The following is a 23,522-nucleotide window of genomic DNA, read 5'->3' as shown; positions in this document are numbered from 1 at the left end:
TAATAAAAAAATCTAAGAAAAGAACAAACTCTTATCTTAACAGATAAGAGTTTGTTCTAATTAAATATTTAATTTTAAAATCTTTCTTTACAACATATGACCAAGAAATTGACTTACAAGGAAAAAATAAATAAATAATCCTGTAATATCCTTAATTGTCGTAATAATTGGATCAGAACCAGCCGCCTGATCGAATCCTAATTTAAATAAAATATAAGGAATCATAAACCCTAATGACGTAGCTATCGTAACTGTTAATATTAAAGATAAACCAACTACGATTCCTAATGCAGGTAACTGCTGCCAAAACGCTGCAATAAGACCAGCAGCTAAACCGAGAAATGCTCCCATACTCAACCCAATACCAACTTCACGTAACCAATGCTTAAAGAACCTTCTCGTATTTATCTGACCTAAAGCTAAAGCTCTAGAAAAGATAGTAGAAGACTGAGTCCCGACATTACCACCCATATCCATAATTACAGGGATAAAGATAGCCAAAGCTGCAATTGCTTCTAATGTTTCTTCAAAACCTTCAATAACTGCACCAGCCATCATCCCACCAATTAATGTAATAATTAAGAATGGTAGACGCACCTTAAAAACATCCAACAATGAACCTGAAATTAAAGTTCTACTACGGTCTGTCTCTTGTTGACCTATATTTGTAAGACCAGCTTTATTTAAAATATCTTCGGTAGTCTCCTCTTCAATTACATCCATTGCATCATCGAAGGTTACTACTCCAACCAATCTATTTTCCCTATCTACTACCGGTACAGATAAGAAATCTTGTTGCTGAAGTAAACGAGCAACATCCTCTTGATCAGTATAAGTATTTACTGAGATTGGGTGATCATACATAATATTTTCAATCTTTTCATCTGGAGCTGCCATAACTAAGACCCTTAAAGAGAGAATTCCTTCCAATCTACGTTCTTGACTAGTAATATAGATTGAATAAACTGCCTCTTTATCAATACCAACCTTTCTAACTTGATCTAATGCCTCTTGGGCAGTAATCCCTTTCTTCAAGCAAATATAATCTGGATTCATAATCCTTCCTGCAGTCTCAGGAGCATATCCTAACAGATTAGCAATAGTCTCCCTTTCTTCCTTATCAAATGAGTTCATTATCCTTTTAGCTACCTTAGCTGGCAGTTCATCTAATAGCCTTGCTCGATCATCATATTCTAAATCTTCCATAAGTTTGATAACTTCATTTTCTGCAAAAGAAGCTATCAACTCTTCTTGAAAACCAGGCTCAAGCTTTTCAAACACCTCAATAGCAAAATCTTTACCTAGTAATCTAAAAACAATCACCTGTTGTTTTCTTTCCAACTCTCTAATAAGCTCTACAACCTCTATTACAGTAAGCTCCTTTAATCTCTCTTTTAAGTCCTTCATCTCTTTTCTTGATATAAGCTGGGTGATTTCTTCATAAAGTGGCATATTAATCCCTCCTTAATATTGTAATAACTTTGAACTATAAATTGATTATATTGAAACCTATACGATGCATCCTGGTCATCATCTGCAACCACTTTATTATCACCACCTTCTACAAATTAGTAGGTATAAATATAAAAAAAGACCCTCAAGGAGTCTTTAAGCTAAAAAAACAAACTATTCATACCCCTCGTCCTGGCTTTAGCACTATATGACGTAGATTGAAATTCAATCAGCTACCTTAGGTCGACCTTATTCCGATCTTACCTGTTATACCCATTGGCGTCTCTGGACGTTTTTGGGCAGTAGCCTATGTTCATATAGGAGCCTCACCTAACAAGTATTATATTTTCATCATTTTCATCACGTTTGCATTATATTACATCAAATAGATTATGTCAAGAATATTTATTAGTTTTCATTAAAATTTAATAATTGATTAGTTCGATAAAGATAATAAGCTATACCTAAGTGAATACTTAAAGATACTAAAAAAGTATATAATAGATTCCAATTTGCATAACTTAATAGCTGATAGTCAATCAAAAAATAATGAACCACTACAGCAGCTAAAGGAAAACCTAAAATGATACTTGAAATAGCAGAAGTTGTTTTAAATTTAACTAATAAATAAGAAAATATAATAATAGTTGGGATCCAAGCAGCAGAAAGTAAGAGTGGTATATCACCAATAGTTACAATATCAACATTGTGAAAATTCCAGAAACCAAACATATTTTGCATTAAATAGACCAATATTAAAGCAAGTACCAGCCCTCCTACAAGTCCAATGCTAAAAAACTCTTTAATCTTTTGTTCAGGAACGACTAAAAACATAAAAAATAAAGATATAAACAAAATTAATCCTCCAGCAAAATTATCTAAAATCAATTTCATCACCTCTTAATTACTTTCTCCTTTCTTAAAATTTATATACACCACTCTAAAATAAAGACTAAAAAAATCCCCCTCTTTCCTCAAATCTCCTTATACACAGACCTGTACAACCATTAAGCCAAGATATTAATCATTTTCAAGGAGGAAGATATAATGACAGTACCACCTGTATCAATGCCAGTCTTTACTGCATTACTCAAAACTTCTTCTGCTTCTATATCTTCACCTTCAATCGCTTTACTTACAACTTCATATCCTGCTGAAATACCTGCTGTAGTTACTCCAGCGAATGTAACTTTCTTTCCTACTAACCAATAATGAATCCCTCCTCCACTGGGCCAACATCTGCAATCATTATACACAATATCTAAGGTAACCAGCTCCCAAGCTTGGCACAAAGTTGGCCCGAAGAGAAAAAAGTCAGATCTGTTTAAGAGGTGACTGGATATCAAACTTTATAGCTGGTCGGGCTGACTGGATTTGAACCAGCGACCCTGCACCCCAGAGTTGTAGATAAGTTTTTTTAAAGAAATATTAAAATTATAAAACCTGGCATAATAGGGTTCAGGGTAGTTCTAATTTCATTGAATATAATTAAAAACACAAAAGGGCCAACAACCTCAACTAATTTTTTATATTACCAAATCATCGGAGCAATTATAACTATAGATATTATTAAGACTAGACTGAATAACAACTCAGCAGTACTATTTGTCTTAATTAATCTTAATCCATACTTCGTCTTATCAGGATAGAAAAAATTAACACCACTGACCGTAAGTGAGTCAGCTAGTAAGTGACTAAAATATCCTATAGCAAAATAGATAGTATAATCTATAGATAGATAGTTTCTTGTTATCAAAAAGAAGATAAGAGTAAATAAAAATAGCCCTAATAATGAATGAGTAAACCCTCTATGTTTACATAAAGAACTTATTAGCTTGGGAAGTATTGGAACTCTTCTACTTAACCAACTCTTAGGATGATCTAAATCAGGTATTAATGCAGCAAACCAAGCTACTATTAAAGGAAGGGGATCATTTAATCCTACTAGTAACATATATAATAATGATAAGACTATCCCTGTTAAACCATGGGTTTTATAGGTCATAAATTCCTCCTGACAATTAATTAAATTATGATTATAATATATTCCACCATTAAAAAATAACTATGAATAATATCCAAAAATAAGTAGCAACTATACTATGTTTTTCTTACTGAGAATACTAATCTAGAAAAAATAACAACATAAGCTTAATATAGTTTAGCCTGATAATAGTTAATTATTGCTTGATATTAATTTGCTCTATCTAACTAGAAGCATACAAGGAGGGCTGCAAATGGCTTATATAAGAAGGGAATATCTTGAGTTTTCTTGATCATATTCTAGAAAAAATTCATTTCATGATTGTCTTCGTAAATACTACTACCACTATTATGCTTCACATAATGGCTGGGAGGATAATATTAAACTCTTTGCAATCCCTAATCTTATTTATCGAGATTCTATAGAAGATACTATCATTGTAGATTGGAAGACAGGAAAATATAACCCTAATTATGATAAGGAACAGCTTTATATCTATGCCTATTATTATTTTAAGAAATATGATGACAGCAAAGCAATTAAAGGAATGTGATTATTGTAAATACCAAGAATTATGCAGTCCTAATACCCAGTAAAAAATAAAAACCCTTATCTATTAAGATAAGAGTCTGCTGACTAAAATTTTATTGATTGCAGAAAAACCTACTTTCTTATATCCTGCATCTATACCTAAAGTTACATCTTTAGTATAAGAATTTTCTTTTTTTCTATCTAATATTTTAATAGTAAATGGTTCTCTTTGTACTACTTTAGCTCTACCTTTGTCTATTAACTTTCTAGCTCTTGGTTTTGTAGTAGGATCTAAAGCTTTACCATTTTTGTCTTGAACATATACTTTCTCTTCCATATTGTCACTTCCTTAAAACTATTATTTACAACCTGTAAAGGTTATCTCTCCAAAATTGGAGGTGGTTCTCTTCGTCAATGTTGGGATAGGCATAAGTTGTGATGATGTTGCATATCTAGGAATAACGATATGAGGTCGTCCACCACAACTTCCAGAGCCTAGAACTAGAGAAGTATTCTAGGGTGTATATCAAACACTCAATCCCGAATATAGCTCATTTGCCTTCACCTTAGAGAAGACATCGCTTAGACTAATCTCCTATTCCACTACGGAGCTTTTTCAAGCTCCATCCTAATCTTGTTTCTGATTAGGGTGGAGTAGTTGACATTCCCAAATTATATAATATTTTTACTGAATGACTCAGTAGATTATTTACTTTAAATACCAAGGGGTTAAATAGAATTAGTATTTTGTTTTAACCATTTTGTAAGCTCTTCTTTTGATATTTCGCCAGATGAAAGAGCGATTATTATTTTATAAGTTTCTTTTTCAGAAGCAGTTATTTCATAACCATTTTTTTGTAGGAATGTATCCATGGCAACAAGTGTAATACGTTTATTTCCATCTATAAAAGGGTGGTTTTTACATAGATGGAAACCATAAGCTGATGCCATTTTAAATATTGAATCATGCAAATAAGATTCATCAAAAGTTGCTTTTGGCTGTTCAAGAGCTGAATCTAATAATTCTTCATCTCTTATACCTGTACTACCTCCATAAAGTTGAATAAGCTGTTCATGAAAATGTAAGATCATTTGCTTTGGAATAAAAATTATATCTTTCATTCTGCTAATGCCTTTAATGTGTTCTTGTATTTTTCATTAGTCTTTTTAAAAGATTCAGTCCATTCTTCAAAATCAGGGTCATAAGGAGTTAAGGTAAATCCATCATTCTCTTCAATGACATGTAGTTCTTCTCCTTCTTTTAATTGGTATTTTTCCATTAGTTCCTTAGGAATAGTAAACCCATAACTATTTCCAACTTTACGCAGTTTTATAGTTTTCATAAATATCACCTCACTTATATTATAACATTTGTATTACATATTATGCAATACAAATAAAAAAAGAGGGGAGCAAAAGAGGTTTAGCGACATCTAATTGTTATCTGATAATTTTTCCACTAATGATATAAGTGTTATGCACCAGAAAGATATTAATGACAATCAATTTTGGGTGTTAACTACTAACTTAAGTGAGGTTTAAGAAAAATTTACTTAAGATAAATAGAACATTAGCGTGATGACCAGTCGCCTTGTAATAAAAAAACTATCACCATAAAAGATGATAGTTTGATTAAATCAAATATTCTCTTTTTAAGATACTGGTCATGACGCTTCCATCCCCTAGATTGCGAAGCTTAAAAAGCATTTAATATCTAACATTTAATAATTAATAGTTGAAAAGCTAAAACAATATATCTTTTTTATTGCTTTAACTTACTTTATTTAAAGTCTTTTTTGATCTCTACTATTCAATATTAACTATTCTCTATTCATTGCTCTTTTGTCTCCTACTTAACGGAGTTTAAAAAGCATTTAATATCTAATATTTAATAATTAATAGTTGAAAAAATTTAAACAATATATCTTTTTTATTGCTTTAATTTACTTTATTTAAAGTCTTTTTTTGATCTCTACTATTCAATATTAACTATTCTCTATTCATTGCCCTTTTGTCTCCTACTTAACGGAGTAAGTGTTGTAACTCAGCTAACTCTCTTAGTGCTTCTGAATAATTCTGCTTTCAGTCTCCTACTTAACGGAGTAAGTGTTGTAACGAGATGATGAATAATGAGTTATGATGAGTGTTATAGATGCTTTCAGTCTCCTACTTAACGGAGTAAGTGTTGTAACATTAAAAATGATTTGTGTAATTGCAGCAGAATAATACTTTCAGTCTCCTACTTAACGGAGTAAGTGTTGTAACCAAGAAACATTTTATAGTGCTGAGAGATATAGACAGGCCTTTCAGTCTCCTACTTAACGGAGTAAGTGTTGTAACCCTTGACCGTCCAATGGTTCAATAGTCGCCTTGTCCTTTCAGTCTCCTACTTAACGGAGTAAGTGTTGTAACCTAGCATCAACTTCAACAACAGCTATCCCTGTAATCTTTCAGTCTCCTACTTAACGGAGTAAGTGTTGTAACCTAATTTATTATTGGCTTTATACGGGTCGTCCATCTCGTACTTTCAGTCTCCTACTTAACGGAGTAAGTGTTGTAACTTCTGCTTGATTGCTTAACTCGTCTATCTTAGAGTCTTTCAGTCTCCTACTTAACGGAGTAAGTGTTGTAACTTCTTAACTCTTAACTATATTATACACTATATCGTCTTTCAGTCTCCTACTTAACGGAGTAAGTGTTGTAACGTTGAATCCATCAACTACTGAATCAACTGTGTCAGTCTTTCAGTCTCCTACTTAACGGAGTAAGTGTTGTAACGTGACAAAGAAGTAGAATTTGATGCTAGAATTGCTCTTTCAGTCTCCTACTTAACGGAGTAAGTGTTGTAACTTGATAGGTGAGAAAAACCTGTTCGATGGAAATTACTCTTTCAGTCTCCTACTTAACGGAGTAAGTGTTGTAACTTAGAGAGGAAAACAGAAGATGAGCAGTAAGGTTACTTTCAGTCTCCTACTTAACGGAGTAAGTGTTGTAACTCAGAGTTGATTGAAGTTCCAACTTATGCTATGAACACTTTCAGTCTCCTACTTAACGGAGTAAGTGTTGTAACTTAGGAGATTATGACAGAAATAGCGGGTTCAATAGCTTTCAGTCTCCTACTTAACGGAGTAAGTGTTGTAACTTAATCAACCTCTCGGCATCATCTGGCAACTCTGACCTTTCAGTCTCCTACTTAACGGAGTAAGTGTTGTAACTTTCTAATATCCCAGCTTCAACTAGTCCGTCAAGAACTTTCAGTCTCCTACTTAACGGAGTAAGTGTTGTAACTGAATACTACAACCCAGACACAGACAAAAAGAACATCACTTTCAGTCTCCTACTTAACGGAGTAAGTGTTGTAACCAAAGTGATACCTTTGAAATTGAGCCCACCAGTATTGCTTTCAGTCTCCTACTTAACGGAGTAAGTGTTGTAACTCAAGAAGGTAACTAAGGCTAATAATGAAGTGCTAGACTTTCAGTCTCCTACTTAACGGAGTAAGTGTTGTAACACTCTTTTCTTAGCTTCATAGAAGTCGACAGAGAGGGAGCTTTCAGTCTCCTACTTAACGGAGTAAGTGTTGTAACGTCTAGAAAGTGTAACTAATGAAGTTGGAACAGCAGGCTTTCAGTCTCCTACTTAACGGAGTAAGTGTTGTAACTTGCAAAGACAAGATGCTGATTAGTGTTAATGATGGACTTTCAGTCTCCTACTTAACGGAGTAAGTGTTGTAACTTCACTATCAAATTCAACTCTTTTTCACTCGGTAAACTTTCAGTCTCCTACTTAACGGAGTAAGTGTTGTAACCAAGTCAAGATGTATCAGCTAATGAGATAGATAGACTTTCAGTCTCCTACTTAACGGAGTAAGTGTTGTAACGTTTGTGACTGGCCCATTGGCAGCAGTAGGTGGAGCTTTCAGTCTCCTACTTAACGGAGTAAGTGTTGTAACGTAGCAAGATGCTAGGTGATAGATAATGAGTGTTGATCTTTCAGTCTCCTACTTAACGGAGTAAGTGTTGTAACCGCGAAATTTCAATATCCTCGACCCTATGATAACAGGCTTCACGGTACTTTCATTTTCACAAATCACCTCAAACTTTTCGCAAACCCAATCTTGTACGAAAACCTAGGGGCTTTGCGAAACCCTAATCAACCCTTGAATTGACAGGCTTTAATAAGATTTTAAGAACTAATCAGTTCTAGTACTAAAACCCCTCACTAGTTCCTTTTACCCCAGTTTGCGAAATTACATTTTCAACTCTATATAATCTTTTCTATATTTATCATTAAATTCCTCTTTTTAATCAAAAGATATTATTGCTCAATGAATAATATCTTATACTCCCCTAAGCCAAAGACAGTATTCTTACCTACATGAGTATACTGCCCTAAAATTAAATAAGGTAAAAATCTCTCTAAATCCCCCTGATATTTAAGCTCGCCTACTCCCCCCTTCATCTTAACTTTCTTCTGCTGTTTATTCGAATATCGCTTCCAAGTCTGCCACCTTCCGTTATCCTCAACCAAATCCACTTCTTCTGCTTGATCCAAATGAGATCCAAAATCAATATCCAATCTTTCAGCTCCATAAAAGGCACTCAGACTGGATAAGCGGCGAAATAAGTTCCTCATTAAAATATGAAACTCTATCTGCTCAACATAATCCCCTTTATATTTTAATAGTGTTGGAGTCAGCAATTTTAATCGCAACTGCTGTTTTGCTAAATTAGTCTTTAATCTATCAACATCCTGATTATCAATCTTAATCTCGGAATTATGGACTAAATTAGCGTATTCAGAATAGAGCCTTTCAGCTTTTCCTGTTAGATCATTAACGCTCCAGATCTCAGATAAGACAAACTTCCCTCTTCCCAGTCCAATTCCTTTTTGCTCCAACAGCCGCCAACTCTCAATAATATAAGGTAAGAACCGACTAGTATAACCAAATAAGTTCAGGTTGAAGCTGATCTGTTGGCTCGGCTTAAATAGTTCTTGTCCGTTCGTTTTAGGTTCAAAAACAAATGGGCGTGGCTTATTATTGAAACGATTGGAGGTCTCTTCCTTTTCCTGTTCAGTTAAATGCGGATTGAATAATTGAGCATAAGCACACATTTGGTTAAGATTACAGTCTTTACACTCTTCATTCCTAACATTACAAGATAATTTCCTTAAAGCATGCCCAAAGGCACCCCGGAATGTCGATCCAGGGTGTTTAGGCAATTTTATTTTCTGCTTAGCAATTAGCTTAAATGACAACTGAGTAATCGATAACTCCATATCAACAGTCCTCCATTCCTAAATAGCCATCTACGAAAAAGTTTGGCAAATTTATTGTAGTTAAATCTTTAAACTCTAGCTGCCATTGATAATTATTGATTTCTTTAGTCTTACCTTTTAATAAGATATATCTTTGCGTTAAAGTTAAGATTTCATAATAATTAAAGTTCTCTACTTCTTGATGAGAAAGTTGAATCGGTAAAAACAACTCAGCTTCACTTTGTTTAGATTGCCCTACAACAACTTCAGACATTTCTTCTATTTGAAACATTGTTCTTTTCTTACCCATATAAAAAGTCTGGCCTTTATAATACTTCTCAAAATAGTCTTTATCAGTTGAAATAGCAAAAGTAATAAAATAATTATTAGGTAACATCCATTCTATATTACCATAAGTAGGTAAATTATTCTGAGCTGTTTTTCCTGTATCTTCTTGTATTGAATTAAAATCATTAATATCAGAGTTATCCCTATTCTTATTCCAAAGTTTAATATTTCCCTCATTTTTATAATCTTTTTTATCAATTATATAAGCACAAGTGAAATACCTTCCGTTTGGAATCCTATACCTGCCATTAAAATCATAATCATCTGGCACTTGACCTTTTTCTAGTTGTAATTCTCGCTTCCCAATCAACTCATTCTCTCTAGTCAATCCTGCATAAACCATCTGCTCTGTCAAAAAAGGATGAGTCTTATATTCAGAACCAAAGTCAGAGGCTATATTAAGAAATCTACCACAGTTTTTAAGTATAATTGCCCTCCCATAAACCTCTTTATCCAATTAACTCACCCCCTACTTAATCAATGCTTCAAAATACTTTTTAAATTCATCCTCAAACTTATCTTCTAAATCTTCAATACTCTTAATGTTTTTATTCTGCTTATCTTCTTCAGTTCTAATTTCAATCTCCATATCTTCTTGGTTATCTTTTAATAAAGCAGTTCCTTCAAAAGTGAGTATATCTTTGAAATTTTCATATTCAATATTATCAAGTTCTTCTGCTTTCTCTAAAATATCTAAAATAGAAAACTTAGGATGCCCATTAGCTAAAGCCCAAACTTCAGTTTGGAACTTTCCATTGCGGGCACTATATTTACCATAGCCATGATTATCTGCCCAGCGAATTGCTTTTAGATAAGATGCTACATCAAATAATGTTGCTCTCTCAATCATCACTATAAAAGGAAAATAAACTCCCGACTTGACCGCTTCATAGTAATGGAAGTTAGAAGATGTAGCTGCTGAATTATCTTCTGCTACTTGATTACCTATCTTCATTCCTGCTACTGATTCATCATTTACAATACAATTATCATCTTTTTGTATAGAATAAGTATCAAAATTTCTTACTCTTGAGAAAGTTTTTTGTGACTTTGACCTATTCTTTCTTCTGCTTTTAGTAGAATTTATATCTGGATTCCAACCTCCAAATAAAGAACAATTAGGACAAGAAATACATAAATTATGCGGAATGACACATTCTCGTCCAAATAACGCTTTCCATTGTTTATTAAAATCATCTTCTTTAATAAATTTCTTAATCTTTTTATTGTCTGCATATTCATTCTTCTTAGCTAACTCATTAACTTTATTTCTAAGCAAGTTCATTTGACCTCTTCGTTCAATACCTTCCTGCTTCCGAGCAATAAATTCAGCCCTTACTCCATCTTTTCTACTTAATAATCCTTCTATCTTATCTACATAAGTCTCATTTCCTTCTCCATCATGAGAAACAGGTAAGAAATTGCTAGTTGTCCTCTTCATTCCCATTATTGTAACTACAGGAGAATTACCTAACTTAGACTCCTCACCTACATTCAATAATTCATTAACACTATTAAATTCTAATTTCATTTTTATTCATCCTCCTCATTGTTATCTGCTTTATAATAATTTTGATTACTAATTAGTAATTCTTTTGCTAACAAGAAAATATTGTCAAAGTTATATCCCATACCATTAAACTTTTCTTTTATTTTTTTAATCTCAGCTTTTTCTTTAGCTTTATTTATCTCTTCTTCACTACACTCATCAACAATACTATTAATTTCTTCAACTAAATCATATAGCGGATATAAAAATTCTACTATCCAACCAAACAGACTACGTTTTAAGTAAAGCAGATTGCTTTTACGACTTAAAATTTCTTGATGCTCTATCACACTTTGTCTAATTTTTTCTATTCTTTCTGCCATCTTCTTTTTATCCTTATCATAAAGCCCTTTTGCTGAATGGAGTAATTTAGTTGACCACTCTCTAAAACCTGCTAATACATCTTTACCCTCTTCAGTATCATACTTTAAAATTTTCTTAATTAACAACCTTGGATATTTCTCAAATTCAGTTGGTGACTTACTGAAACTTTTAGGAAATACCCCACTAATTAATACTAACTCAGAGAACAAATCTTCCGTAAAACTCTTCAATTCCTTTGTATCAATCTTTTGCCCCATAAATTTCACTTCCTTTCTAATTTTATTTGAAACTTTTATTAAGGGAAATAAATTTGGTGCATTAACTTTTTTATTCCAAATACTACTCAAATTATTATATTTTGAACTATTTTTATCTTTTAATAATTCTCTATAGATTCTTGAAATACAAATCAAAGGTAGTCTTTCTAACTCATTTGCTAATCTTAACCTCTTTTTAAAAGCATTTCTTTGTCTATCCATATATGTTCTACCACTTACACTTTGAGGATTAATTAACTTCCAAGCAACTTCTGTCAACAATTCATATTCTCTTAAAGAATCTTCTTTTACCTTATCCTTATAATAAAATCTATTCTTTCCACCAAATTCATCCGTTAATTTTGGAGTTGATAGATAATAAAAACTTCCTCTTACTCCACTTAATCTAGATAAAAAGCTTAACATCGAATAGACTGCTACCCTACTTTGAGAAAACTTCTTCTGTATTTCATCTGACCTGTCTAAAGCATAAGGTAATACAAATGTATATAACATATTTTCACCTTGCCCCACACTAAAAATATGAGTATTTACTTTATTGCTCTGCTGGCCATTCTTATACCAGCTCCAGATTGTTGGAGGAACTTTAGCAGGTCGCTCATTATCACTTTCCCCATCACTCTCTATTAATTCTTGTAATAGATTACCTACTTCAGAATTTTCTTCTTCTAAATAATCTTTTTCTATTTCTTCTATAGATTCATCTATCATTTCATAAGTATAAACACTAGGATTTTGAGTACAATAATAGAGTGAGTTTAAGATTCCTTGTATTTGATTAATTCTTTTATCTGGAATCTGCCCGTAAAAGAAAACTAGATTTCTTTTTTCAGGAAACACATTATTATCATAATAGGAACCTAAAAACTTTAACTTTAACCACAAATAAATACTACAACTAACACATATCCGTTTATGATTTTCTACTTTCTCTTCTTGATTAACAAATTTAAAAGAACCATATCCAGTAGTCACATTCCTAGCAATTACTTTAACATTATTTTTGAAACAAATAAAACATTTAGTATCATTTGATTCAATATTTTTCATACCTCTATTAATTAAACTAGGAAGAATATTTTTAGCATATTCCTTTCTGCTAATCTTAATAATAAGTTCTTTTTTATTTGCTATTTTTGATGTTCTCATTAAATCATAAAATTTATTTTTAACTGAATTTGAAATCGACTTTTTAATTTTTAAATAATCTATAAAAACAACTTTATATAATTTATCTTTAGCAAAAAAATATTTTAAAAAATCTTTAAAATCATCTTTAGGAATTATAAACATATCTAACAAGTACTTTACAGATGAATTGTTTTCTATAATATTCCAACAATTTTTAATCTTACTTTCAATTTTTAAAACCTCTTCTATTTTCCTATCATTTTTACCTAATGCATCTATAAATCTTTCAAAAAACAATAATAGTTCAAGACCATATCGTTCTGATTCAAATAAATATTTAATATAATTTTCAAATTCATTTCTTGGCGTTTTATTCAATTTATTAATATTTAAATCTAAAAAATCACCTTTTAGATGTTTCAATTTTTTAATTAACTTCTCATCATAACTAATATCAAAGATATATTCAATTAATTCAAAAAAATTATTTTCATTTTTCACTTTAATAATAAACTCAATAATATCTTCATTCAAATTATTAAGTTTATTTTTTAATTCAGAAACCTTAATTTTATCTTCTAAATAACCATTTATAACCTTTTTGCCCTTACTCCTGCTATTATATTTCATTCTTTGAATAATCAAATCTATTTTAAATTCATTAGAGTAATCAAATTCACAAATTTCTTTATATAATGTTAAGTCATTAATAACATTATTTATCAATAATTTAGATAAAAAAGATTGTAACATTTGATGTTCATAATTTCTAGTGCTAACATTAAAATATTGAGTGCAAAATTTCAGGCCATCTTCAAAACTAAACTCATTCATAACTTTATTAATCATATTAATTTTGAATTTTTCTTCAAAAAAATTAGGAATTAAGGTGAAAGGTAAAGATATAAAATTATAACCCTTGTGTTGAAGTAAATTCTTAAATTCTCCATATACCCCATCCTCTAAATCCTCATCAGTAAAAAATAATTCTTCCAAATTCTGTGCAAAGTAATCTTTAAAATCATCTTCTAGCTCTTCTAAAGAAAACTCATCAATATTCTCCTGCTTGACAATATAATAAAAGTTCTCTAAGTCATTATAAATCAATTCGATCTGACCACTATACTTTTCATTTTCCCGATAAACCCTCAGCAATAACTTACTAATGTAATCATTGAATAAAACATTCCCAATAAAGACTTCTTCCCTTTCTGATACTGCATTAAATAATCTAAATACAATATAGTTATCAATCTTTTGATATTGACCATTATTCTTGATAAATTCTGAAATGAAATCAAGTTTATGCTCTTCTATTTGCTCGAAATTAGCTCTAATATTCTGCTTTATTACTCCTTTTAAGCTATCACTCACAAATTTACACCTCCTAACGTTAACTTCAATATTTCTTTCAAAGCATCTTTCAGCCTAGCTTCCTGCTCTTTTTCAGCAACTAAAGCTTCATCATCAAAATACTCTTCAATAAACCTTAAAATTGAATCATTATCACTTAATTCTTCTAACTTTTTTTGATAATCCCCCCCCTTAGCTAATGAATAAGAATGGATTAAATCAGCTAGTACAACAAAACCACCAGCAGGATGATACTCAAATAATAGGTCTGTTAAAGTAATTCTACTTTGCTCTTCTGGAGAAAATTCTGTCCAATACTTTTTAACCTGATAACTTCCACCATTAACTTTACTTAGAAAAAATAATCCATGATGACTAACTGCAAAAGCAAGAATATCTTCTAAAATCTCATCAGAATAATCTAATTCCATATCTAAATGAATTGAAATCTTTTCCCAATTCTCTTTAATATCCTCAATATAATCTAAAGTCTTAACTTCATGCTTAAGATAATTTTCTGACTCCCCCTTTAACACTAATTGAAATTCTTTATTCTTCTTTCCTATATCATGTAAATAACCAGCTACCTTCATAATCTTTTTCTTATCATCAGCTAAATCTACTTTATCTAAAAGATAGTTTAAAATCTGATATACACCCCAAGAGTGACCTTCTAAGGATACATCCTCTCCTTTTGCAACATAATCTTCTGATTTAGCTAACTTATCAATAGTAAATAGACTCACAGCAATTCACCTTCTTTCTGAGCTTTAATCAGCCTTTTATATAAATAAAACAAAGCTCCATTGATATTCTCTAATAAGATAAGTCCACGAGGATTTCTAGCTTGATGTTCTTCGTTTAACTTGTTTTCATAATTAGTATCATCAACTATTATCTCACCATAATCAAATATTTTATTTTTCCGTAGCCAATTCATATAATCTTTTTGCTCTTCTTCATCTCCCACTAAAAAGAGGAAAAATTGATTAGGAATATTTAACCTTCTGTCTTCAACCATTACTGCTCCACTATCTTTTTGCAAAAATATATCCCCAAAACCTAATACAAATCTATAGTTATCAGTTAATAAATATTTCAACATTCCTTTATCATACTCTTCTAATTTTACATAATAATCACTCTTAAACAGTTCTTCATTCTTCTGTTTAAACACCTTAGACCTTCTTAAAAATTGGTCTTCATATCTATCACAAATCCCTTCTCTTACATATGGCTTTAATTCACCTTGATTTTCAACAAACATTAACTTGCTATGTTTAAGAGTAGCATTTATATCTACATAGACATCCTCACTATCCCCATAACTCATCCAAATAAGACTATCAAAACTTTTATCAGTAGAAGCAATTTCAAATGGCGAATCCAAATCAAATAAATCTCCATTCTCTAAAAACCTTAAAATATAAAAAGGATTTTTACTCACACCACCTTTCAGTGAAACAGATGGCATAGTTCCTCGCAAACCATAATTTAAATCAATCTCTTCTCTCAATTTCTTACCTAACTTTTTAACATTTTCATTAAATTCTTCATTTAACCCATCACCAATTCTGCCTAAATTCTGGTTAATAATATAGTGATATGCTTCTAAAAAATCCTTATCCTCAATCCCTTTAATCTCTTCAAATACTTCTCCAATTATTTCTGAAAATTGATTCCTTGATAGTTCTTTTCCATCTACAAGTTTATTAACTATATTTTTGTAGCTGTTATCCGAAATAAATAATTTCACTCTACTATCTTTTCCACTTCTTCCTGCTCGTCCAAAACGTTGTAAAAAAGAAGCTACATTAGTCTCTTCTGTAATTAACAAATCACAATCAAAATCAACTCCAACCTCTACTGCTGATGTTGAAAGTAAAATCTTTTTCTTATAATCAGCTTCATTAAAAAATTCCATCAAACCTTCTCTTACATAATTAGACATACTACCAGTATATAAAACTACTAAAGTATCTTTATCTTCTTTCCAGTTAGCTATATAACGTAGTACTTTAAGTTCTTTAGTCCAAGAATCATTGAATTTATCTTCTAAAATTTCTTTGAAAATCTCCACATCTAATTCTATATCTTTAACATCTTTAAAATTAATATCTTCTTTTATATCTTTTAAGCTCAACTCTTTTGCCAATTTATTAGCTAACTTAGGACTATAATTCAAATATTTATCATCACCGTATTTAATAAATTTAATATTAAAATATTTTTCTTTTTCTATAACAATTTTTTCTTTTGCTTCTATCTGATCCTGAAAAATATCTTTGATTTTATTGATTCCATCTCTAACTTTATCTAAAACTAATTTTTTATCATCATAAATAGATAAGTCTTGCTTTATTTTTAAACCATTATAAATTTCACTTACATACTTGTCTCTAGCTATCTTTTCTTCTAAATTATCAATAAAGTCACCAGTTTGTCTATCTGATTGCTCAATTACCTTTTTAAATCTGTTATACCCTTCTTCTAAATAATTTGAAATTATAGCAAATACATTCTCATTGTCAAAATCCAACTTTAAACTACCATTCTGCTCTAAATATTCTCTTAACAAAATTTTATCTAGTAATAATTTTAAGTTATCTTCTTTCTTCAATAACTCTTCTATTTCATTTTGTTTTTCATCCTCTTCAATATTCTCTAACAATTTATCAATACTCATCTCAACACCATTAAGAGTAAATCGATCTATATCTTCTTCTGATAAATCTTCTGTATCTATTTCTTGCGTATTACTGTAAAACAATTGATGAGCTACCTTAGCAGAATTTAAAATTGCTACACTACTTAATTTTCCATCCACTTCAATAACATCTTCTCTTAAACTTTCTTTAAATAATTCACCACTAAACTTATCTTCTTTATTTATTACTCTTAAATTAATATTTCCACAATTTGATTTGCCAGGTATTTCATCAACCTTACCTTTATGAATATTTTTTAAAGATTCATTTGCAGTTGCAGTTAAAATATGATACCTTTGTTCTTGATCAATCATCCTAGCTAGTTTCTTCATTCGCTCAATTAAAAAGATAAGATTATTCAGTACTAATCCTGTAAATAGATGTGCTTCATCAATTACCACTTCATCAACCTGGGCCAACCCATAAATTAAAAATGAACTATACTTGATATTCTTATTAAAGAACCAATAAATTGAATCAGGCGTAGCAATAATAATCTTCTTATTAAGTGCTGCTATAACCTGAGTTCGACTCATTCCCCCTTTAATCTCTGCTATCTCATCTTCTAGTTCATAAATGTTAGCCAGTTCACTCATTTCATTTAATTGATCCTGAAGCAAAGCCCGAGTAGGATAAAGTAATAATATCTTATCAACTAATCCTTCTTTTACTTTATAAAATAATGGAATAGCATGGGCCAACGTCTTACCTGCTGAAGTACCTGCTGTTAATAAAATTTCTTCATCATTCATTATCCTTTCAAAAGTTTCATGTTGATGAATATATGGTAAGAAATCTACCTTTTTATCTTTATCATCACTCATATGCCTTTGAAACTTATCTATTAACTCTTCCGTCTTTTCAGTAATCTCATCTTGACTACAACTTTCTATCTCATTCTTTTTAACCAACAGTTCTATCATTTACACTCTCCTTTCTCACAGCTTTTACTATCAACTATACACTATCAACTATCAACTGCCATAAACCTCCCCCATCTTCTCAACCTCAGCTTTGATCTCATCTCTTAAACTCTTTGGCTCAATGACTTCAGCATCAGCACCATACTTTAATATCCAACCCTTAATCTCATTAAAACCACAGCTTACAAAGTTCATTATTATATTTCCATCCTCCAACTCCTCAATCTCTTGAGTTCGATGATGATTACTCTCCTTCATCCACCTTGCTAGATCACCACTGAACTTAACCTTGACCTTAATATCCTCTTCTCCCCGCATTATCCCCCAGGCATTTCCTAAATACTGCTTTAATGAAAAATCTTCTGGATATTTAAACTGATCAGCAGTAACCTCAAGCTCCCTAATCCTATCTATTCTAAAAACCCTAACCTCTTCTCGCTTATGGCAATAAGCAATTAAATAAATAAATCCCTTATTGAAATTTAAAATATAAGGAGATACAGTCCGTTCACTAACCTTATTACTGGTATGGCTATAGTACTTTATCCAAAGATTGCTTTCTTCTCTAATAGCATCATTTAACAAATTAAAAACTTCTCCATGCTTCTCATAATCAACTAACGTATTTAAACTAAAATGGATTCTATCCTCTAAGTGACTTAACATCTCCCGTGTCTTCTCCGGTAAAGAAGCCATCAGCTTAGCAATTGCCATATTCATCTCCTTAAAATAAGGCAAATCACTATTATTTAAAATACTATTTCCAACGACCACCAGGGCCAACGCCTCAGAAATGGTCAAGTTGGGCGGAGTCATATGATAATCTTCTCTGATCTTATATCCTCCAGCTTTTTGATCATAATCTATTGGTATATCTGCCTTTTCAAGTTCTTTTAAATACCGATAGAAACTGCTCTTCTTAATTCCTAAAATATCCATGATATCTTGTCTGTCATATTTAGCATACTTACCTTCAACTAAACTGATCAACTTGATCAATCGCCAAACCTTCCCTGAAGTCCCCATACCACCAACTCCTTCATATTACAAAAAAATACAACTATTAATAATATTCTAGTTAATAGATTATTTTTCCTTTATTTTTTCACTTGACTTTCCTTAATCAGCTTCTTATCCTTAACTGATAGATTATCAGCAGCTACTTCTAAACTGCAAAATGGACAATCTTCCAACCCTTTATCACTTTTTGGAGTCCAATACCACAAATCACACTTAGTACAATAAACCTGCTTCATCACTGACACTCCTGATAATAAGGACAACTCTGATAACAATTATCTGCTACACCTGGATCGATCTCTTCATTAACCATCCTCATCTTCTCATCCCGCTCTTCAATAAACCACTGCCGCAGTTCATCATCAATAACTTGAAATTCCTTCTTAATTGCTAATCGCCCTTGCTTGAATTCTGGATAAATAATTGCCCCAATCGAGACAGGAAAGGAATAAATCGCTTCCATCACTAAGGCATAACCGGTAATCGTTAGTTTATGAAAATCCCTCGGCTGACCAAACTTCAAATCCAAGATCATCGGCTCTGAAAAGTTAAAAGCATCGGCACTTAAGTATTGGCTTAATCCTAAAAAAGAGCCATCTAACTTCTGCTCCACCGTAATCGGAATCGTCAAACTGGCTAGAGAATCAACCCCAATATAAGGCTGTTTAGCCAATAAATCCTGCAATCTAAAGACCAATCGATTATATTCAAACTCCCAAATCAACTCTACCTTCTCCTTTAACTGGAGATAAAAATCATCATCAATTCTTTTCTGCCAACTTTCTAATGCTTCAAAATCAGGCTCCTTCAAATCTGCCATAATCCGGGTCAACCCCTCCACCCCATGTAGATAGATCAGCTTCTTAGCAGTCACTAATAGATTAGTCAAAGTATTATGAAAGATAACCCCCCGAATCATAGCTTGATTCCACTTAGTCTTAACCCCCTCTACCTTTCTCAGATATAGGTCTCGACCAGTAGGACAATACTTACCCGCAATTTCATAAAGTGCTAAACTTTTTTGATAAATTGGCTCTAAAGGCGGTTGATTCCAATTCCACCCTCTAAGCTCTTCTACAACTTGATTTTTACGGGACTTAGGCAATAAACCTCGTACCAGTTTCTGTTTTTCTTCTTCAGTTAAAAAATACATTAGACATCACCACAGAAATTTTGATATTCACAATCCTTACACTTCCATCTTTCATAGCTAGCTTCGGGTAAAGTCTCATTAGCTACCAACTCCTTAATCTTAGAAATTATCTCCTTCACCTTTACTCGCAAACTAGGAGTCAATTCCACTTCAAAAGTCTCCTGCTTAGGAATCAAATGAATCAATCCTCTCCTAACTGAAACATCATACTGATCCTCAATCAATAATAGATAAGCTCCTAATTGATATTTATGATTCAATCTCGGCTCTCTAGTTGAATACTTCAATTCAATTGGTATGTATTCTTGGCCCTTAACGACTAATAGATCCATCTTCCCCTTTAATCCCAACCTTGAAGATAAAAGATCAACCCCATACAACTTTTCCCCCTCTTCTAAATTATACCTCTGTAATGTCCTCCTCTTTTCTAACTCTTCTGCTCTGTCATGTTGATACTGCCCATAATCCATCTTATAAGTCTTCTTAATTGTTAGAGGCATACAGTAAATAAAATAAATAATCCTAGGACAATAAGCATACTGCTTCACATCAGTTACTCTAAACAATCTAAGCAACCCCTTTTTTAAAAATCAGTGTACAGTTTACAGTTAACAGTTGACAGTTAATCTGGTTTTATGAATTTCACGGAAATTTCATTAGGACTTATAGTTTTTTTTAGATTAGATCGAAAACCTAAAAGATTTGTTCTTTTAAGTCTTGAAGTTGTATTTAACTATCAATTATCAACTATACACTATCAACTATCTATCAATTTCTTGCATCAACTTCAAGTCCTTACTACAGATTGGATACAGCCTAATATTCCCCTCTGCATCACCCAAAACTCTACTTATCTTTAACATCAATTCCTCTCTTCGATTATGATTGAGCTTACCCAAAAAAGCACTCCACTGTACCCTCTTCAATCCATAATCCTTACAGCTTTCAGAAACCTTCCTTCTAATCTTATCGTCAGAAATATCATAAATTAATAAGCTATACATCTTACCACCCACTTATAAAAGGAGAATAAGCTCGATCCTTACGAATAAAACTGGCAGCTCTTCTAGCTTGTCGTTGTAAAATAACCTCTAGTCTATACTTTTTCCCCTCATATCGTTCTTTGCTCTTTAATCTATCCAAAATCTTCTTAGCCAACTTCTTTCTTGACTCCTTTTCTAATCTTCCCTGTTCTAATTCAAACTTCATACCTTGATTAAGCAACCCTATTGTGGTCTTATCTACAACTGTCTGTCTAAACTCCTCAATTAAATCTAAAGTTAAAGAAGGCTTACCTGGGCGATCAGCATGTAAAAATCCAGCATATTGATCTAAGCCCGCCCGTAAAATTGCACTGCTTACTCTAGAATATAAGATTCCATAGCCATAATTGAGCAGTGAATTTACTAAATCGTTGGCCCCTTGGGTCTTACGACCTGGAAAATCCAACTCATCAGGTAACACTTCCTTCACCACTTGCCAGTACTCCTTAGCAGCTCTACCTTCTACTGATAAAATATACTCCCTTACTTCATCTACTCGTTGGCCCTCAATTTCTTTTAACTCTGCACTGATCCGTTTAATCCTATCAATCTGATCATAAATCAAGCTATATAAATTTTGATCTTTCTTCTTACGATATTTAGCTAAATACTTCAATAAAACTATTTGATTCTCTATCTTACCTTTAGCAAAAGCAATCGCTAATTCCACTCCTCTTTGATCCTGATAGGCAAATAACTGTTCCCTTCTCGTCTTAATTGTGCCCAACATCGCTGATGAAGAAAGCTTGGCCAAGTGATCTCCATTATAAGAAATAAAATCAATCTGAATCCCTGCCTTGGCACATTCATGAACTAAAGCTGCTGATAAAGATACAGCTGAGGTCGTGATTAAGATCTCTTTTAATTTAAAGAATGGTACCTCTTTGATTATCTTCTTTTTCTTCTTTAAGACTACTCTTTCACTCTTCTTACCAATAAAAATACCATAATCAGAGACAACCAATGATTCACTCCCCATCATTTCACCTCCTAATCAAGCGTTAAAGCTAGTGTAACATATCCCATTCCCAACACCCTGGGAATGAAACTAAAAAAATTTAAATTCTCAATAAAAAAAGAGCTAATCCTCCTATTACAGAGAAATCAGCTCATAATATTATCTTAAAGCATTTAATACTTAATATTGAATATTTAACAGTTAAAAACCCCTGTTCTTAAAACCTTAACTAACCTTATATTAGCTATATTAATCTACTTTATTAAAAATAATTTTCTTTTGAACTATAACTATTAACTATTCTCTATTCATTGCCCTTTTGTCTCCTACTTAACGGAGTTTAAAAAGTATTTAATATCTAATAATTAATAGTTGAAAAAATTAAAACAATATATCTTTTTTATTGCTTTAATTTACTTTATTTAAAGTCTTTTTTTGATCTCTACTATTCAATATTAACTATTCTCTATTCATTGCTCTTTTGTCTCCTACTTAACGGAGTAAGTGTTGTAACCTTTACTTACCTTTGAGTTATAGCCCCAAATTGTAGTTCTTTCAGTCTCCTACTTAACGGAGTAAGTGTTGTAACGAGGGAGCAGATAACACAAGCTCGTTAGCACTCCGAGCTTTCAGTCTCCTACTTAACGGAGTAAGTGTTGTAACGTGGTCTGTCTTATACCTTCTAGGACTGATACGAGGTATCTTTCAGTCTCCTACTTAACGGAGTAAGTGTTGTAACACCCCGTCAGTTGTACGACCCCCGATATCAATTATCTTTCAGTCTCCTACTTAACGGAGTAAGTGTTGTAACCCTATGCTGAAGAGAATGGTTTTGATGTCTTTAAATCCTTTCAGTCTCCTACTTAACGGAGTAAGTGTTGTAACTTTTTGTAATGGATATACTAGACTTACTAAGAGCAGACTTTCAGTCTCCTACTTAACGGAGTAAGTGTTGTAACGGAGAAGTGGTTGAGTGATGTGTTGGTTTCAATAAGCTTTCAGTCTCCTACTTAACGGAGTAAGTGTTGTAACCGAAAAACCAGACGTGAGGTTGTGATCCTATGAGGAGCTTTCAGTCTCCTACTTAACGGAGTAAGTGTTGTAACTCGTTGGTTAAGACTTGACCTTAGTAAGTCGTTAAACTTTCAGTCTCCTACTTAACGGAGTAAGTGTTGTAACATGGATACAGATTGAGAGCGGAAGCAATTTATAAGAAGCTTTCAGTCTCCTACTTAACGGAGTAAGTGTTGTAACCAAATTTCCAAGCGTGAGCCTGCTGGTTAGTTTGCCTTTCAGTCTCCTACTTAACGGAGTAAGTGTTGTAACTCGAAGGATTAACTAGACTAGTAGAAGCCGAAGACTTTCAGTCTCCTACTTAACGGAGTAAGTGTTGTAACCTAGATGATAACAACTTTGGCACATTCGACACAACCTTTCAGTCTCCTACTTAACGGAGTAAGTGTTGTAACGGTACTATATAAAGGCAACGGTTACATTATTAGATGCTT

The 23,522-nt window shown here is 32.1% G+C and carries 19 protein-coding genes, 2 CRISPR repeat arrays and 1 riboswitch (1 of these 22 only partly in view); all 19 genes read right to left on the bottom strand.

Annotated features, from left to right (window positions below):
- Window positions 1-87: 87 nt before the first annotated feature.
- Window positions 88-1,452 (bottom strand): magnesium transporter, encoded by a 1,365-nt coding sequence (gene mgtE / locus MWH25_RS01595; RefSeq protein WP_248625102.1) that lies wholly within the window; start codon window positions 1,450-1,452, stop codon window positions 88-90.
- A gap of 176 nt (window positions 1,453-1,628) precedes the next feature.
- A riboswitch (M-box (ykoK) riboswitch) is annotated at window positions 1,629-1,797 on the bottom strand.
- Window positions 1,798-1,860: 63 nt separating this feature from the next.
- Complete coding sequence (locus MWH25_RS01590; RefSeq protein ID WP_248625100.1) at window positions 1,861-2,349, bottom strand: hypothetical protein; 489 nt, start codon at window positions 2,347-2,349, stop codon at window positions 1,861-1,863.
- A 110-nt stretch (window positions 2,350-2,459) separates the two neighbouring features.
- Window positions 2,460-2,708 carry a hypothetical protein gene (locus tag MWH25_RS01585; protein ID WP_248625098.1) on the bottom strand — a complete coding sequence of 83 codons (249 nt, stop codon included), beginning with the start codon at window positions 2,706-2,708 and terminating at the stop codon, window positions 2,460-2,462.
- Between the two features lie 275 nt (window positions 2,709-2,983).
- Window positions 2,984-3,457: a metal-dependent hydrolase gene (locus MWH25_RS01580; RefSeq protein WP_248625096.1), complete on the bottom strand. Its 474-nt coding sequence runs from the start codon at window positions 3,455-3,457 to the stop codon at window positions 2,984-2,986.
- A gap of 595 nt (window positions 3,458-4,052) precedes the next feature.
- Window positions 4,053-4,304: an RRXRR domain-containing protein gene (locus tag MWH25_RS01575; protein WP_248625094.1), complete on the bottom strand. Its 252-nt coding sequence runs from the start codon at window positions 4,302-4,304 to the stop codon at window positions 4,053-4,055.
- A 392-nt stretch (window positions 4,305-4,696) separates the two neighbouring features.
- The gene (locus tag MWH25_RS01570) at window positions 4,697-5,089 is read right to left on the bottom strand and encodes a type II toxin-antitoxin system death-on-curing family toxin (RefSeq protein WP_248625092.1); all 393 of its coding nucleotides are present in this window, start codon (window positions 5,087-5,089) and stop codon (window positions 4,697-4,699) included.
- Complete coding sequence (locus MWH25_RS01565; protein ID WP_248625090.1) at window positions 5,086-5,310, bottom strand: AbrB/MazE/SpoVT family DNA-binding domain-containing protein; 225 nt, start codon at window positions 5,308-5,310, stop codon at window positions 5,086-5,088. Before MWH25_RS01565 ends, MWH25_RS01570 begins: the two co-directional genes overlap by 4 nt.
- A 664-nt stretch (window positions 5,311-5,974) precedes the next feature.
- A CRISPR array of direct repeats spans window positions 5,975-7,993; the repeat unit is 37 nt; unit sequence CTTTCAGTCTCCTACTTAACGGAGTAAGTGTTGTAAC.
- 291 nt (window positions 7,994-8,284) lie between these two features.
- Entirely contained in the window at window positions 8,285-9,247 is a 963-nt protein-coding gene (cas6, locus tag MWH25_RS01560; protein WP_248625088.1) for a CRISPR system precrRNA processing endoribonuclease RAMP protein Cas6, read from the bottom strand.
- A gap of 1 nt (window position 9,248) precedes the next feature.
- On the bottom strand, window positions 9,249-10,031 hold the full coding sequence (locus MWH25_RS01555) for a hypothetical protein (RefSeq protein WP_248625086.1): 783 nt from the start codon (window positions 10,029-10,031) through the stop codon (window positions 9,249-9,251).
- Between the two features lie 12 nt (window positions 10,032-10,043).
- The gene (cas7d, locus tag MWH25_RS01550; protein ID WP_248625084.1) at window positions 10,044-11,105 is read right to left on the bottom strand and encodes a type I-D CRISPR-associated protein Cas7/Csc2; all 1,062 of its coding nucleotides are present in this window, start codon (window positions 11,103-11,105) and stop codon (window positions 10,044-10,046) included.
- Between the two features lie 2 nt (window positions 11,106-11,107).
- On the bottom strand, window positions 11,108-14,230 hold the full coding sequence (locus MWH25_RS01545; RefSeq protein WP_248625082.1) for a hypothetical protein: 3,123 nt from the start codon (window positions 14,228-14,230) through the stop codon (window positions 11,108-11,110).
- Window positions 14,227-14,955, bottom strand: coding sequence for an HD domain-containing protein (locus tag MWH25_RS01540; RefSeq protein WP_248625080.1), 729 nt, complete (start codon window positions 14,953-14,955; stop codon window positions 14,227-14,229). The genes MWH25_RS01545 and MWH25_RS01540 overlap by 4 nt, the downstream gene beginning before the upstream one ends.
- Window positions 14,952-17,840 (bottom strand): DEAD/DEAH box helicase, encoded by a 2,889-nt coding sequence (locus MWH25_RS01535; protein WP_248625078.1) that lies wholly within the window; start codon window positions 17,838-17,840, stop codon window positions 14,952-14,954. The genes MWH25_RS01540 and MWH25_RS01535 overlap by 4 nt, the downstream gene beginning before the upstream one ends.
- A gap of 51 nt (window positions 17,841-17,891) precedes the next feature.
- Window positions 17,892-18,866 carry a helix-turn-helix transcriptional regulator gene (locus tag MWH25_RS01530; protein WP_248625076.1) on the bottom strand — a complete coding sequence of 325 codons (975 nt, stop codon included), beginning with the start codon at window positions 18,864-18,866 and terminating at the stop codon, window positions 17,892-17,894.
- A gap of 71 nt (window positions 18,867-18,937) precedes the next feature.
- On the bottom strand, window positions 18,938-19,096 hold the full coding sequence (locus MWH25_RS01525) for a hypothetical protein (protein WP_248625074.1): 159 nt from the start codon (window positions 19,094-19,096) through the stop codon (window positions 18,938-18,940).
- The gene (cas4a, locus tag MWH25_RS01520; protein WP_248625072.1) at window positions 19,096-20,013 is read right to left on the bottom strand and encodes a type I-A CRISPR-associated protein Cas4/Csa1; all 918 of its coding nucleotides are present in this window, start codon (window positions 20,011-20,013) and stop codon (window positions 19,096-19,098) included. The genes MWH25_RS01525 and cas4a overlap by 1 nt, the downstream gene beginning before the upstream one ends.
- Entirely contained in the window at window positions 20,013-20,579 is a 567-nt protein-coding gene (gene cas4 / locus MWH25_RS01515) for a CRISPR-associated protein Cas4 (RefSeq protein WP_248625070.1), read from the bottom strand. The genes cas4a and cas4 overlap by 1 nt, the downstream gene beginning before the upstream one ends.
- A 195-nt stretch (window positions 20,580-20,774) precedes the next feature.
- Entirely contained in the window at window positions 20,775-21,017 is a 243-nt protein-coding gene (gene cas2, locus MWH25_RS01510; protein ID WP_248618232.1) for a CRISPR-associated endonuclease Cas2, read from the bottom strand.
- Window position 21,018: 1 nt separating this feature from the next.
- Window positions 21,019-22,035 carry a CRISPR-associated endonuclease Cas1 gene (gene cas1 / locus MWH25_RS01505; RefSeq protein WP_248625068.1) on the bottom strand — a complete coding sequence of 339 codons (1,017 nt, stop codon included), beginning with the start codon at window positions 22,033-22,035 and terminating at the stop codon, window positions 21,019-21,021.
- A 456-nt stretch (window positions 22,036-22,491) separates the two neighbouring features.
- A CRISPR array of direct repeats spans window positions 22,492-23,522; the repeat unit is 37 nt; unit sequence CTTTCAGTCTCCTACTTAACGGAGTAAGTGTTGTAAC; it runs 769 nt beyond the window's last position.

Origin of the sequence: Natroniella acetigena, assembly GCF_023227745.1 — a bacterium.
Classification (GTDB): Bacteria; Bacillota; Halanaerobiia; order Halobacteroidales; family Halobacteroidaceae; genus Natroniella; species Natroniella acetigena.
Note: the sequence above shows the minus strand (reverse complement) of the source record. Positions and strands in the feature narration are given on the sequence as shown.

Coding starts and splice junctions, on each gene's coding strand:
- mgtE (WP_248625102.1), bottom strand. CDS start 1,452: ATGCCACTTTATGAAGAAATCACCCAGCTTATATCAAGAAAAGAGATG.
- MWH25_RS01580 (WP_248625096.1), bottom strand. CDS start 3,457: ATGACCTATAAAACCCATGGTTTAACAGGGATAGTCTTATCATTATTA.
- MWH25_RS01575 (WP_248625094.1), bottom strand. CDS start 4,304: ATGGAAGAGAAAGTATATGTTCAAGACAAAAATGGTAAAGCTTTAGAT.
- MWH25_RS01570 (WP_248625092.1), bottom strand. CDS start 5,089: ATGAAAGATATAATTTTTATTCCAAAGCAAATGATCTTACATTTTCAT.
- MWH25_RS01565 (WP_248625090.1), bottom strand. CDS start 5,310: ATGAAAACTATAAAACTGCGTAAAGTTGGAAATAGTTATGGGTTTACT.
- cas6 (WP_248625088.1), bottom strand. CDS start 9,247: ATGGAGTTATCGATTACTCAGTTGTCATTTAAGCTAATTGCTAAGCAG.
- cas7d (WP_248625084.1), bottom strand. CDS start 11,105: ATGAAATTAGAATTTAATAGTGTTAATGAATTATTGAATGTAGGTGAG.
- MWH25_RS01535 (WP_248625078.1), bottom strand. CDS start 17,840: ATGATAGAACTGTTGGTTAAAAAGAATGAGATAGAAAGTTGTAGTCAA.
- MWH25_RS01530 (WP_248625076.1), bottom strand. CDS start 18,866: ATGGGGACTTCAGGGAAGGTTTGGCGATTGATCAAGTTGATCAGTTTA.
- MWH25_RS01525 (WP_248625074.1), bottom strand. CDS start 19,096: ATGAAGCAGGTTTATTGTACTAAGTGTGATTTGTGGTATTGGACTCCA.
- cas4a (WP_248625072.1), bottom strand. CDS start 20,013: ATGTATTTTTTAACTGAAGAAGAAAAACAGAAACTGGTACGAGGTTTA.
- cas2 (WP_248618232.1), bottom strand. CDS start 21,017: ATGTATAGCTTATTAATTTATGATATTTCTGACGATAAGATTAGAAGG.
- cas1 (WP_248625068.1), bottom strand. CDS start 22,035: ATGGGGAGTGAATCATTGGTTGTCTCTGATTATGGTATTTTTATTGGT.